This window comes from Bradyrhizobium sp. MI1.10, assembly GCF_055811035.1.
In genome coordinates this window covers 1-13,146 of sequence record NZ_JBVVPN010000009.1, presented here as the reverse complement: position 1 = coordinate 13,146, position 13,146 = coordinate 1, and the positions used below count along the sequence as shown (strand labels likewise).

Below are 13,146 nucleotides of genomic sequence, written 5' to 3'. Positions count from 1 at the left end.
ACGCTCTCTAGTAAATCGAGGGCTCGCCGATCGGCGCGCCGAAATCGGTCTCGAGGAAGTCGAAATCGCAGCCGTCATTGGCCTGCTTGATGTGCTTGGTGAACATCCAGCCATAGCCGCGCTCGAAGCGGCGCTCGGGCTGCTTCCAGGCGGCGCGGCGCTTGTCGAGCTCGGCTTCCGACACATCGAGATTGATGGTGCGGGCGGCGACATCGAGCGTGATGCGGTCGCCGTTCCGCACCAGCGCCAGCGGTCCGCCGACATAGGATTCGGGGGCTACGTGCAGAATGCAGGCGCCGTAGCTGGTGCCGCTCATCCGCGCATCCGAGATGCGCACCATGTCGCGCACGCCCTGCTTCACGAGCTTGGTCGGGATCGGCAGCATGCCCCATTCCGGCATGCCCGGTCCGCCCTGCGGCCCCGCATTGCGCAAGATGAGAATGTGGTCTTCGGTGACGTCGAGATCGGGATCGTCGATCGCCTTCTTCATCGACGGATAATCGTCGAACACCAGCGCAGGCCCAGTGTGCTTGAGGAAGCGCGGCGCGCAGGCGCTCGGCTTGATGACGCAGCCGTCGGGCGCGAGATTGCCCTTGAGCACGGCGAGCGCGCCTTCCTTGTAGATGGGATTGTCGATCGAGCGGATCACGTCGTCATTGTGGACCTCGGCCTGCGCGATGTTCTCGCCGAGAGTCTTGCCGGTGACGGTGATGCAATCGAGATGCAGATGCGGCTTGATCTGTCCCATCAGCGCCGGCAGGCCGCCGGCATAGAAGAAGTCTTCCATCAGATAGGTATCACCGCTCGGCCGCACATTGGCGATGACAGGCACCTTGCGGCTCGCAATCTCGAAATCGTCGAGACCGATGTCGAGACCGGCGCGGCGAGCCTGCGCGATCAGATGGATGATCGCATTGGTCGAACAGCCCATCGCCATCGCCACTGCGATCGCGTTCTCGAACGCCTTGCGGGTCTGGATCGCCTTCGGCGTCAGATCTTCCCAGACCATCTCGACGATGCGGCGGCCGCATTCGGAGGCCATCCGGATATGGTTGGCATCAGCGGCGGGAATCGAGGAGGCGCCCGGCAGCGTCATGCCGATCGCCTCGGCAATCGCGGTCATGGTCGAGGCGGTGCCCATCGTCATGCAGGTGCCGTAGCTGCGGGCGATGCCGGCTTCGATATCGAGCCAGTCCTTGTCGGAGATTTTTCCGGCGCGGCGCTCGTCCCAGTATTTCCAGCCGTCCGAGCCCGAGCCGAGCGTCTTGCCCTTCCAATTGCCGCGCAGCATCGGGCCGGCCGGCAGATAGATCGCCGGGATGTTCATCGAGGTCGCGCCCAGCAGCAGCGCCGGAGTGGTCTTGTCGCAGCCGCCCATCAGCACCACGCCGTCGACGGGATGGCTGCGCAGCAGCTCCTCGGCGTCCATCGCCAGCAGATTGCGATAGAGCATCGTGGTCGGCTTGAGCAGCGATTCCGACAGCGACAGCGCCGGCAGCTCCAGCGGCAGACCGCCGGCCATCAGGATGCCGCGCTTGACGTCATCGACGCGCGACTTGAAATGCATGTGGCAAGGTTGCGCGTCCGACCAGGTGTTGAGGATCGCGATGATCGGGCGGTCCTTCCACTCCTCCGGCGCGTAGCCCATCTGCATGGTGCGGGAGCGATGGCCGAACGAGCGGAGATCGTCGGGTGCGAACCAGCGCGCGCTGCGGAGCTGGTCGGGCGTTAGTTTCTTCTTGGTCATGATTGGGTGCCCCATTTCTGCACGGTGTTCCGCTCGATGGCGCGGAAGATCAGGTTCTCGACAAAAAGCCCGATGATGATCACCGTCAAGAGGCCGGCGAAGACCGCAGGTATGTCGAGCAGGTTGCGGTTTTCGAAGATGAACCAGCCGAGCCCGCCCTGCCCCGACGACACGCCGAACACCAGCTCGGCCGCGATCAGCGTGCGCCAGGCGAAGGCCCAGCCGATCTTGAGGCCGGTGAGGATCGAGCCGAAGGCCGCGGGAATCAGTATCTTCGCCACATAGGGCAGCCCGCGCAGGCCGTAATTGCGGCCGACCATGTGCAACGTGTTGGACACGCTCTTGAAGCCGGAATGGGTGTTGAGCGCGACCGGCCACAGCACCGAATGGATCAGCACAAACACCAGACTGCCGTTGCCGAGACCGAACCAGATCAAAGCGAGCGGCAACAGCGCGATCGCCGGCAACGGATTGAACATCGCCGTGACCGTCTCGAGGAAATCGGTGCCGATACGGGTCGAGATCGCGAGCACGGTGAAGATCGCGGCCAGCACAATGCCGGCCGAATAGCCCATGAACAGCACTTTGAGCGAAGCCCAGGCGCGCATCGGGATGGTGCCGTCCTTCACACGCTCGAACATCGTGATGACGGTGTCGTGCAGCGTCGGAAACAACAGGGGATTGTCGAGGGCGAGGCCGTAGGCCTCCCAGATTGCCGCGAGGAACAGGATGATGACGGTCTTGCGGACAAAACCATCGTTCCACAACAGCTCGAGCACGCTCAGCTTGCGCTCGACTTCGGCTGCGCTGGCGACGACCGGCGCCTCACGTAGCAGGATCCTGGCTTCGCCCATGTAAGGCTCCCTCAATGCGCCGTTGCTTCGGAGGCGAACAGGAGATCGTGAATCTCCTTCTCGAGCCGGCCGGCACTGCCGTCGCCGTTGGAGACCTTGTCGACGTCGACCACCTCGGCCTTGACGCGGCCAGGATGCGGCGACAGCAGCAGGATGCGGTTGCCGATGCGGATCGCCTCCGCGATCGAATGGGTTACGAACAGCACGGTGAATTTGGTCTCGCTCCAGAGCTGGAGCAGCTCGTCCTGGCAGGTTCGCCGCGTCAGCGCGTCGAGCGCGGCGAACGGCTCGTCCATGAGCAGGATGTCCGGCTCCATCGCCATGCCGCGCGCGATCGCGACGCGCTGCTTCATGCCGCCGGACAGCGTGTGCGGATAAGCATCGACCACGCGTGTCAGGCCGACCTTCTCGATATAGGCCCGCGCCCGCGCTTCGGCGTCCTTCCGCGACAATTTTCGCGCGGTCAGCAGTGGAAACATCACGTTGGCCAGCACGCTCTTCCAGGGCAGCAGCTGGTCGAACTCCTGGAAGATCATCATGCGGTCGGCGCCGGGACCATGGATCTCGCGGTCGTTGATGGTCATGCGGCCTTCGCTCGGCGCCATGTAACCGCCGACGGCCTTGAGCAGGGTCGACTTGCCGCAGCCGGACGGCCCGAGCAGCACGAAGCGATCGGACCTGTCGACGGTGAAGCTCACCCTTTCGGTCGCGGTGACGACGGCGCTGGAGGTCTTGTAGCGCAGCGTCACGGAACTGACGTCGAGCAGCGCCATCAATTGCCCTTCAGATCGTGCGCGACGGGGAGATAGTAGTCGGTCCAGGCCTTGGGCTGAGTCTTCAGCGTACCGGTCTTGAACAGATGGGCGGCGAATTTCATCGTGCCCTGCGGCTCGAGATTCCACTCCATCATGCCGGGTTCCTTCAAGAGATCGAGCAGCTCGTCCACCGAGGTCTTGTCGCCGGTGATCTCCTTGTAGATCTCGACCGCCTGCCTGGTGTCGCTGCGGATCAGATCCTGCGCTTCCTTGGTCGCGTCGCGCACGGCCTGGATGATTTTCGGGTTGGCATCGGCGAATTTCGTGGTGGTGAAGAACTACGACTGGCTGAGCGGGCCGCCCATCACGTCAGGCGACGACAGCACGACATGCGCGCCCGGCACGTTCTTCAGCTCGAGGAAGGTGAACGGCGGAATTGAGAAATGGGTATGCACCTCGTGCTTGGCGTTGGACAGCGCCGCATAGGCGTCGGGATGACCGAGCTGCACCGTGTTGACGTCCAGCTTCGACCATTGGTCGGCACCAAAGGCTTCGGCAGCGGCAATCTGGAGCACGATCGCCTGGGTCGAGACTCTTACGGTCGGCACGGCGATCTTGTCGCCGGGGCCGAAATCCCTAATCGACTTGATGTTGGCGTCACGGCTGATCAGCGTCATCGGCTGCGCCGAGGTCGCGACGATGCCCTTGACGCCGCCGCGAGTGCGGTCCCACAGCAGCAACAGATTGCCGGTGCCGGTGTTGAGGATGTCGACGCCGCCCGCGAGCAGCGCATCGGTCTGCGCGCCGCCGCCGGAGAAGGTGACCCATTTGGTGGTGACACCCGCTACCCCGAGCTGGGCTGCGTGCTTCTCGATCAGCTTCTGCTTTTCCATGATGTGGCTCGGCATGTAGAAAATGCCGGGCTGACGCGACAACGATATCTCGGATTTTTGCTGCGCCTTCGCGGGCGAGGCCGCCAGCGCCGTGGCGGCGATCACGGCGACGGCCGTGAGGCCACACTGCAATTGCTTGATCATTGTTGTTCGTTTCCTCTGGCCGCCATTGACGAGCGATCTCACTGATGCACTAATGTATTAGTGTATCAAAGGCAAGGCCGGCCGGAGCCCTTCGCATGGAAACAGCCCACCCCGCGCCCCGCGCGGCCGCCCGCCCCGGCGCGCGGCTCGCCCGGGCCCGGCCGGCCGCCCCGCAAGTCTTCGCGCGGCGGCGCCACGCCCTTCTTGCGCGCGCACTGCCGCCGGGCTCGCCGCGGTCGCGCCCGGGTCTCGCCGCCCAATTCGGCGTCAGCTCGACGCCGATCCGCGACGCCTTGATGCGGCTGGAGGAAGAAGGGCTGGTCGACGTGTTTCCGCAGCACGCCACCGTCGTCAGCCGGGTCGACGTCGGTCGGGCCGAGCAGGCCCATTTCCTGCGCCAGGCGCTGGAGCTCGAAATCGTCCGCCTGCTCGCGCAGCAGCACGGCGAAGCCCTGGTCATACGCCTCGACCACACGATCGCGCTGCAGCAGCAATTCGCCAAGGCCGGAGACTTCCAGAGCTTCATTGCGGGCGACAATGATTTTCATGCGCTGCTTTATGCCGCGGCCGGCAAGCAGGAGCTCTGGACGCTGGTGCGCAGCCGCAGCGGACATATCGACCGGCTGCGCCGGCTGCATCTGCCCTCACCCGGCAAGGCCCAGAACATCGTCCGCCACCACAAGCTGATCACGCGCGCGATCGAGGCCGGCGACGCCGATGCTGCGCAACAGCATCTGCGCAAGCACCTGTCGGGCACGTTGAGCGAGCTCGACACGATCCGAAGCCACTATCCGGAATATTTGACCGACTAGGCCCTATGGCGTGCGGTTGTCGCGAGCGCTTGTGCACGTCACCGTGCATAAGTTTGGCGCAACCGAGTTCGCCTTTTGCGAGCAATCGTCGGATCGATGGCGAAGTGCTTGCAGGCCGGATGCAATCCGCGCAACAATTTCAGAATTGATGGTTTGATTTGCGGTCGCTGGGAAAACCCATCCAGCCCGGAGGATACCAGACGTGGCCAACATCCTGATCGTGGATGACGACCCGGCCGTGCAGATGACAATCCGGCTGCTCCTGGAGAGGGCCGGTCATCATGTCACCGTCGCCGGAGACGGCCGCAAGGGACTTGCGCTGTTCGAAGCCGGCCAGTTCGACCTTCTGTTTCTCGACATCTTCATGCCCGGCATGGACGGCCTGGAGACGATGCGCCACGTCCGGGCGCTGCAGCCGGCGATTCCGATCGTCGTCATTTCCGGCCGTTCGTCCGCGCCGGATGCCCATGCGGAGCCGGACTTTCTCAAGATGGCGACCAAGCTCGGCGCGGTGGCGAGCTTGCAGAAGCCGTTCCGGGCCGACGCGCTGCTCGCCGCCGTCGCCGGCTGCCTGGACGCGGCGCGGACGGCGTCGGCGAGGAATCCGGATGTCAGCACCGGCCGCCGATGACAAGAACCTTCATTCTGTTCCAACCGAGCACGGGCGCGGCCATTCAGGAAGCGGTGCAAATTTCGCCATGACCCTCGCTACGCGGCTCGCGATCGCGATGATCCTGCTGGTGGCGGTCACCGTGGCCGCGGTCGGCTGGCTCGGCTATCGCAACATCACCCAGGCCGTGATTCCGCGGGTCCTGGAACGGATCGAAGCCCAGTCGAGCCTGCTGGCCACCCATCTTGAATCTTATGTGGCCGGCGCTCGTGGCGATCTGCTCGGTTATCGCTCCGCCGCTGCCATCAATGGCATGATCCGCGCTCATATCGGTGGAGGCATCGACGCTGTCGACGGCGTTTCGGAGCAAACCTGGCGCGAGCGCATCGCCACGCGGTTCGCAGCCGAGATCGACGCGAAGCCGAGCTACGGGCAATTTCGAATCATCGGCCTTGACGACGACCAGCGCGAACTGGTCCGCGTCGATCGCGCCGGCCCGAACGGAGCAGCACGGATTGTCCCCAACGACGAACTGGAACGCAAGAGCGACCGAACCTACTTCCAGGAGACGATTCGATTGGCGCCGGGCGACATCTATGTTTCGCCCATCGATCTCGCCACCCGGCAGGGAGGAACCACGGACCCTCACATTCCCACGATGCGCGTCGCGACGCCGCTGTTCACGCCTGATGGCAAGCTGTTCGGCATCGTCATCGCCAATATCGACATGCGTCCCGCGCTCGACCGCATCCGCTCGACCGCGAGCGCAGGGGGAGAGATCTATGTCGTGAACTCGCGTGGCGACTATCTCGTCCATCCCGATCGCACGCGGGAATTCGGTGCATTGCATGGCAACGGCAACGATTGGCGTCGTGACTTTCCTTTCTTTGCAGCCCGGGCCGGCCTGCCGCAAGGTTCCACGCAGCTTACGAGCGACCAAGCGGGTCGGCCGAGTGGAGCGGCGATCGCACCGGCGCTGCTGGCCGGCAAGGAGTGGTTGGCTATCATCGAGACGGCCCCACCGTCGGTGTTCAGCCGCGTTCCGGCGGCCATTCAAAAAACCTCCTCGCTGGTCGGCCTGCTTGCTGTCCTTGCCGCAGCTTTGCTTGCGGTGCTGCTGGCGCGCTCATTGACATGGCCGATCGGGCGCCTGACTGCGGCGGTGGAGGCGATCGGCAGCGGACGGCACGCCGAGATTCCCGTCGATGCGAGCGGAGAGACGGGTGTGCTGGCGCGGGCCTTCGCTCAAATGGTCGAGGAAACGAGAGCGAAGACGGCCGCTCTCGAACGCGAGATCGAGGAGCATCGCCGCACCGAGGCCGCGCGAAGCCATCATGAAGCGCGCGAGCGCTTGTTCAGCGCCGCCGTCGAATCCTCCGACGACGCGATCGTGATGCAATCGCTCGACGCCATCATCACCGGCTGGAATGCCGCCGCCGAGCGCCTCTACGGCTACTCGGCGAATGAGGCGATTGGGAAATCCACCGCGATCATCGTCCCACCCGACCGACGCGAGCAAGGCAAGGACTATTTACGGCGGATCGCCGGAGGTGAACCGATCGAACGCTTCGAGACGGTGCGCCTGCGCAAGGATGGCACGCCGGTCGAGATCTCACTCAGCCTGTCGCCGATCAGGGGCCCATCGGGCGAGATCATCGGCGCCTCCGGCACCGCGCGCAGCCTGACCGAGGCGCGGCGGGCAGAGCGGGCGTTGCAGCAGCAGCTGGAGGAACGGCGACAGCTCTTCGACACCTCGCAGGATCTGATCATGGTGATGGACGCGCGCGGCCACATCGCGCAGATCAGTCCGAGCAGCGAGGCCATTCTCGGCTACCGGCCGGAGCAGATGATCGGCCGGAGCGGCGCCGATTTCATTCATCCGAGCCATCTCGACCGGTCCCGCGACGAGATGCGCGCGCTGCGGCGCGGCGAACGTCTCAAGCTCGCCGACACCCGCTGCTTCCACAAGAATGGCCACGAGGTCTGGCTGTCCTGGCTCGGCAGCTGGTCCGCCCAGGCCAAGCGCTACTTCTTCGTCGGGCGCGACATGACGGAGGCGAGGCTTGCACAGGAGTCCTTGCGGGAGAGCGAGCAACTTGCGCGCAACATCATCGAGACCTCGCTCGACGCGTTCACCCAGACAGACCACACCGGTGCCATCCTGAGCTGGAACTCGCAGGCCGAGAAGCTCTTCGGATGGACGCGTGAGGAGGCGATCGGCAAGAATGCGATTGAACTTTTTATCGCCCCCAGTGAGCGCGAAAGCGTCACGGCCAGACTGAAGCTCTTTCTCGACTCTGACCAACAATCGCCAGCCAATCCACGGCGCGAAGTTTTGGTGCGGCGGCGCGACGGCAAGGAATTTAAGGCCGAGCTCAGCGTCACGGCGCTCCGGCGACGCGAAGGTATCCTCTTGAATTCGTTCTACCGCGACCTGACCGACAAGATCGCGGCCGACGAGCGCATCCGCCATGCCGAGAAGATGGAGGCGGTCGGCCAGCTCACCGGCGGCGTGGCGCACGACTTCAACAACATCCTCACCGTCATCACCGGAACGATCGAGATCCTGGCCGACGCGGTGGCCGGGGAGCCGGAGCTCGCGGCGATCACGAAGATGATCGACGAGGCCGCCGGGCGTGGCGCCGAGCTGACTCAGCACCTGCTGGCGTTTGCGCGCAAGCAGCCGCTCCAGCCGCGCGAAATCGACGTCAACGCGCTGATCATCGACACCGCGAAACTGTTGCGGCCGACGCTGGGCGAGCAGATCCATATCGAATCGGTGTTCGAGGACGAGAACTGCGTCGCGACCGTCGATCCAAGCCAGCTCACCACCGCGATCCTCAACCTCGCACTCAATGCCCGCGACGCCATGCCCGGCGGCGGCAAGCTGATCGTGGAGACGGGCGCGGCCTATCTCGACGAGGCCTATGCCAGCGTCAACGACGTCCCGCCGGGACACTACGTGCTGATCGCCGTGAGCGACACCGGCAGCGGAATTCCCGCCAACATGTTGGCCAGGGTGTTCGACCCCTTCTTCACCTCGAAGGGACCGGGCAAGGGCACCGGACTCGGGCTTTCGATGGTCTACGGCTTCATCAAGCAGTCCGCGGGCCATATCAAGATCTACAGCGAGGAAGGCCACGGCACCACGATCAAGATGTACCTGCCGCCCGGCAAGACGCCGACGGTGGTCGGCGAGGGCGTGACGCCGGCGACCATCGAGGGCGGACACGAGACGATCCTGGTGGTCGAGGACGACCGGCTGGTGCGCGACTACGTGCTGGCGCAGCTGCATTCGCTCGGTTACGTCACCTTGCAGGCTGCGAACGCCGCGGAGGCGCTCGCCATCGTCGCCGCCGGAAAACCGTTCGACCTCCTGTTCACCGACGTCATCATGCCCGGCAAGATGAACGGACGGCAGCTCGCCGACGAACTGCAGAGAACGCGTCCAGATCTCAAGGTGCTCTACACGTCCGGCTATACCGAGAACGCGATCATCCATCACGGCCGGCTGGATTCGGGCGTTCTGCTGCTGGCGAAGCCCTATCGTAAATCGGATCTGGCACGGACCATCCGCAAGGCGCTGAGCAGTTGATGGTGCGTCGGGCTGGGTGAGAACCCGTAGCCCGGGTGAGGGAAGCGATACCCGGGAACACTACGAGCCAAGTCCCGGATGTCGCTTCGCTCATCCGGGCTACGAAATGTCACCCACGGAATTTACGACGCGCGCTGCGCCGCGGTCATCACGATCCGGATCAGATCGGCGGCATTGCGCGCACCGAGCTTCTTCATGATGTTGGCGCGGTGGTCCTCGATGGTGCGCGGGCTGATGCCGAGCGTGCGGCCGGCCTCCTTGTTGGAGGCGCCGGCGGCAAACTGCTCGAGCACCTCGCGCTCCCTGCGCGTCAACGGCTCGCGCCCGGGGAAATGCAGCGAGCCGAACTTCGGCGCCGCGTTCTCCGACTGCCTGCGTGCATAAGCACCGATCGCCTCGTCCAGCCGGCCGACGATCTCGCTGCCGCGGAACGGCTTCTCGATGAAGTCGAGCGCGCCGCTCTTGATGGCCCCTACCGCCATCGCGATATCGCCCTGTCCGGAGATCATGAAGATCGGTGCCGGATAGTCCTCGCCGTGCAGCTCATTGAGAATATCGAGGCCCGACTTGCCGGGAATGTGCACGTCGAGCAGGACCGCTGCAGGTGTGCGGTTTCGCGCGACGGAGAGCAATGCTGCGCCGTCCGCAAAACAGATCACCTCATAGCCCGCCGCCTTCAACACCATCGACAAGGTGTCGCGAACGGCAGCGTCGTCGTCGACCACGAAGATTTCACCGCGAGAGCTTTGTTCGGCCATGTGCCACACATCCGGTTGGCATGAAGGATTCGCGTCCGCCCCAACCGTTATGGCGTTCGGCGCGGATTCGGCCCACCGTATTTGTACGGGACATGGACTTAACGCACAAGTAGCGGCAGGGCGCCTAATTGCGGAGGACGGAGAATATCCATGCTAAATTTGGCCGCTACGCCGCCTCTCGTCGCAATGCCCGAAGTCGATAGCCGTGAGCTGATTGCGGCTGACCTTCGCAAGCTGATCTCGCAGATCGAGACCAGCATGGGCCGGACGGCCACAACCATGGATCAAGAACACGGGAGCGGTCCGGAAGGTTCCGCCGACGTCTTCGTACTCGACGATGTCACACTCCGGTATGCCACGGCGATCGCCGCTCTCGACGCCTGCCGGGCCGGCCTTGGTCACGCCCTGGGAATGCCCGTCGGGAGCCGGCCGCACGGTGTAAATCGCGATCGCCGCGACGCGGCGACCGCATTGTTTCATCGCATGACGGGCCGAGGCTCAGGCGCGGTGCCGCTCCACGATCGCGTCGGTGGCGACGCCACCCCAGGTGTGGATCGCCGGCAGGCCCATCGCGGTCTTGCCGAGATTGGCGAGGCTGATGCGCAAAGCGGCCAGATCCAGCGGCTTGGGCAGGCTCTGGAGCTCGATCCCGACGGAACGGGCGAAGCTGCGGGCGGCGCTGCGGCGCTTGCCGTCCATGCCGCTGACGACGATCACGGCACCGCCAAATTTCGCCTTGGCCATTTCGCCCAGCACGTCGATGCCGTCGCCATCCTCCAGCACGAGATCAAGTGTCACGCAATCGAAGCGCGCAGTGCGGAGTTTTTCGATCGCTTCGGCCACGGACGGCGCCACGGTGACTTCGTGGCCGGCCTGCTTGGCCGCGACCGTGATCAGGCTGCGCTGCGTGGCGTCGTCGTCGACCACCAGAAGCTGAAGCGCGCGTCGCTCGGCGCTGTGGGGCAGGTTTGACGGGAGAGGTGAGAAAGAGCTTCTGGGCATTACGGTATCCTGAGATTGAGACCGGCAATGGATACACGGTTCGCGCTTAGGCGACGTAAAGCCGCGACGGCAAATTCAGTCGGATGTTTCAGCAAATGTGAACCAACATCGCGGAAAACGGCGACGAGACGCACGTGAAGATCACGCCGCCTCGTCGCGGCCCCCGGCCGCGCCGCGCTTCTTCCGGTTCTTGCCACGCAGGAATTGGATGTCCATTTCGACGCCGTTGACGCGCACCAGTTCGCAGCGGCGGTAGGCGAGGCCGGTGGACGACAGCAGCAGGAAGAACTCTTTGAGGTTCAGGCCCTGAATCGAGCCTTCCACCGTCAGGATGGCGTCGGTGTCGGAGATCGCGTTGAGCTTGCAGTCGCGGCGCCAGGTGCCGTCGATGGCCATGATGCAGACATCATAGCCGCGACTGAACGTCACGCGTTCCGCGCCCTTGCCATCCTCGGCCATGCCTATCGTCCTGCCATGACCGCTACGCGCGGCGCTGCGCCGGCAAGAGCCGGCTTGGCGGCCGCGGCACGCGCGTCGTTCGGCTTGTAGAGACCGCGCCGCTCCGGAATCGGCCTGAACGTATCGGTCAGTCCGACCACCGTTTCGGCCGCGCCCAGCACCAGGAAACCGTCTCCCTCGATCTGGCGAGCCAGGCGGTTGAAGATGTTGATCTTGGTGTCCTGGTCGAAATAGATCAGCACGTTGCGGCAGAAGATGACGTCGAAGGTGCCGAGCTGAGCGAAATCGTGCAGCAGATTGAGCTGCCGGTGCTGGATCATCGCCCGCAGCTCGGGATTGATCTGCCAGGTCTCGCCGGTCTGCTTGAAATATTTCATCAGCATCTGGATCGGCAGGCCGCGCTGCACTTCGAACTGGCTGTAGATGCCGGCCTTGGCCTTCTCGAGCACCTCCTGCGACAGGTCGGTGGCGATGATCTCGACGCGCCAGCCGGTCAGGGCCGCACCCATCTCCTTCAGGCTCATCGCCAGCGAATAGGGCTCCTGCCCGGTCGAGCCGGCGGCGCACCAGATGCGCACGCTGCGGCGGCCGGCGCGGGCCTTGATGATCTCCGGCATGATGGTGTCGCGGAAATGATCGAACGGGACCTTGTCGCGAAAGAAGAAGGTCTCGTTGGTGGTCATCGCCTCGACCACGCTGGTGACGAGCGCGCCCGAGCCAGCGCCTTGCAGCTTCTGCACGAGCTCGCCGATACCGGAGATCCCAGCCTTGCGCGCCAGCGGCAACAGCCGGCTTTCAATCAGATATTGCTTGTCTGCGGACAGATCGAGCCCGGAATGATCCCTCAGGAACTTACGCAGATACTCATATTCGGTCGGGGTCACGGATGGGCCTCTCGGAAGCTGTACTGGGAACACTCTGGCCGGAACACTCCGCCAGACACTCAGACCATGGCTTGTCCGACCGGGATCAAGCCGACTTCAGCAAATTTGTCGGCGATGATGTCCTTGTCGAAGGGCTTCATGATGTACTCGTTGGCGCCGCCGCTGAGCGCCTGAGCGATATGAGCCACGTTGTTTTCAGTGGTGCAGAACACGACCTTGGGCTGGTCGCCGCCCGGCAGGCGGCGCATGTGGCCCATGAACTCGAAGCCGTCCATCACCGGCATATTCCAGTCCAGCAGCACCGCGTCGGGCAGCTTGTGCTGACAGACCTCGAGCGCCTTGGAGCCGTCCTCGGCCTCCGTGACTTCGAATTCCAGGCCTTCCAGGATCCGGCGTGCGATCTTGCGCACGACGCTGGAATCATCGACCACCAAACACGTCTTCATCTTGGTTCTCCGGCTTCGATGTTTTCGGGGCTCACGCAGCCATTTGCACTTCGGTTTTGAGCTCGAGGACGCGGTCGACGTCGAGGACGACCATGAGCTGGCCGTCGAGACGGTGGACACCGCCGGCGAGCTTGGCCATGCGGGGGTCGAGATTGACGGGGTTTTCTTCCATGCCGTCCTCGGCGAG

At 64.2% G+C, this 13,146-nt stretch carries 11 protein-coding genes and 3 pseudogenes; 4 read left to right on the top strand and 10 right to left on the bottom strand.

From position 1 onward, the window contains the following. Positions 1-7 precede the first annotated feature (7 nt). The 4 genes and pseudogenes from araD to AC0L3K_RS11555 all read right to left on the bottom strand — a co-directional run bounded on the left by araD (position 8) and on the right by AC0L3K_RS11555 (position 4,393). The gene (gene araD, locus AC0L3K_RS11570; protein ID WP_354200638.1) at positions 8-1,747 is read right to left on the bottom strand and encodes an L-arabinonate dehydratase; all 1,740 of its coding nucleotides are present in this window, start codon (positions 1,745-1,747) and stop codon (positions 8-10) included. Then, the gene (locus tag AC0L3K_RS11565) at positions 1,744-2,601 is read right to left on the bottom strand and encodes an ABC transporter permease (protein WP_473366021.1); all 858 of its coding nucleotides are present in this window, start codon (positions 2,599-2,601) and stop codon (positions 1,744-1,746) included. Before AC0L3K_RS11565 ends, araD begins: the two co-directional genes overlap by 4 nt. Positions 2,602-2,612: 11 nt before the next feature. Further along, complete coding sequence (locus AC0L3K_RS11560) at positions 2,613-3,374, bottom strand: ABC transporter ATP-binding protein (RefSeq protein ID WP_473366020.1); 762 nt, start codon at positions 3,372-3,374, stop codon at positions 2,613-2,615. Continuing rightward, a pseudogene (locus AC0L3K_RS11555) lies at positions 3,374-4,393 on the bottom strand (ABC transporter substrate-binding protein). Before AC0L3K_RS11555 ends, AC0L3K_RS11560 begins: the two are co-directional and overlap by 1 nt. A 95-nt stretch (positions 4,394-4,488) precedes the next feature. On the opposite strand from AC0L3K_RS11555, the gene AC0L3K_RS11550 reads away from it, so the two are divergent. The 3 genes from AC0L3K_RS11550 (at position 4,489) to AC0L3K_RS11540 (ending at position 9,410) form a co-directional block, all read left to right on the top strand. Then, positions 4,489-5,205: a GntR family transcriptional regulator gene (locus AC0L3K_RS11550; protein WP_473366019.1), complete on the top strand. Its 717-nt coding sequence runs from the start codon at positions 4,489-4,491 to the stop codon at positions 5,203-5,205. Positions 5,206-5,407: 202 nt separating this feature from the next. Beyond that, positions 5,408-5,836 carry a response regulator gene (locus AC0L3K_RS11545; RefSeq protein WP_007598964.1) on the top strand — a complete coding sequence of 143 codons (429 nt, stop codon included), beginning with the start codon at positions 5,408-5,410 and terminating at the stop codon, positions 5,834-5,836. Then, positions 5,814-9,410, top strand: coding sequence for a PAS domain S-box protein (locus AC0L3K_RS11540; RefSeq protein ID WP_473366018.1), 3,597 nt, complete (start codon positions 5,814-5,816; stop codon positions 9,408-9,410). The genes AC0L3K_RS11545 and AC0L3K_RS11540 overlap by 23 nt, the downstream gene beginning before the upstream one ends. A gap of 122 nt (positions 9,411-9,532) precedes the next feature. Here the strand turns inward: AC0L3K_RS11540 and AC0L3K_RS11535 are convergent, their stop codons facing one another. Beyond that, a complete protein-coding gene (locus AC0L3K_RS11535) occupies positions 9,533-10,168 on the bottom strand; it encodes a response regulator transcription factor (RefSeq protein ID WP_007598960.1) in 636 nt (211 codons plus the stop codon). Positions 10,169-10,318: 150 nt separating this feature from the next. Here AC0L3K_RS11535 and AC0L3K_RS11530 point away from each other — a divergent pair. Next, positions 10,319-10,610 (top strand): annotated as a pseudogene (locus AC0L3K_RS11530) (hypothetical protein). A gap of 56 nt (positions 10,611-10,666) precedes the next feature. Here AC0L3K_RS11530 and AC0L3K_RS11525 read toward each other — a convergent pair. The 5 genes and pseudogenes from AC0L3K_RS11525 to AC0L3K_RS11505 all read right to left on the bottom strand — a co-directional run. Then, positions 10,667-11,170: a response regulator gene (locus tag AC0L3K_RS11525; protein WP_007598958.1), complete on the bottom strand. Its 504-nt coding sequence runs from the start codon at positions 11,168-11,170 to the stop codon at positions 10,667-10,669. Between the two features lie 141 nt (positions 11,171-11,311). Further along, positions 11,312-11,629, bottom strand: a complete 318-nt coding sequence (locus tag AC0L3K_RS11520; protein ID WP_007598957.1) for a hypothetical protein — start codon at positions 11,627-11,629, stop codon at positions 11,312-11,314. A 2-nt stretch (positions 11,630-11,631) separates the two neighbouring features. Then, on the bottom strand, positions 11,632-12,513 hold the full coding sequence (locus AC0L3K_RS11515; RefSeq protein WP_007598956.1) for a CheR family methyltransferase: 882 nt from the start codon (positions 12,511-12,513) through the stop codon (positions 11,632-11,634). Between the two features lie 59 nt (positions 12,514-12,572). Continuing rightward, positions 12,573-12,959, bottom strand: coding sequence for a response regulator (locus tag AC0L3K_RS11510; protein ID WP_007598955.1), 387 nt, complete (start codon positions 12,957-12,959; stop codon positions 12,573-12,575). A 31-nt stretch (positions 12,960-12,990) separates the two neighbouring features. Further along, positions 12,991-13,146, bottom strand: a pseudogene (locus AC0L3K_RS11505) (chemotaxis protein CheW); the annotation flags it as partial.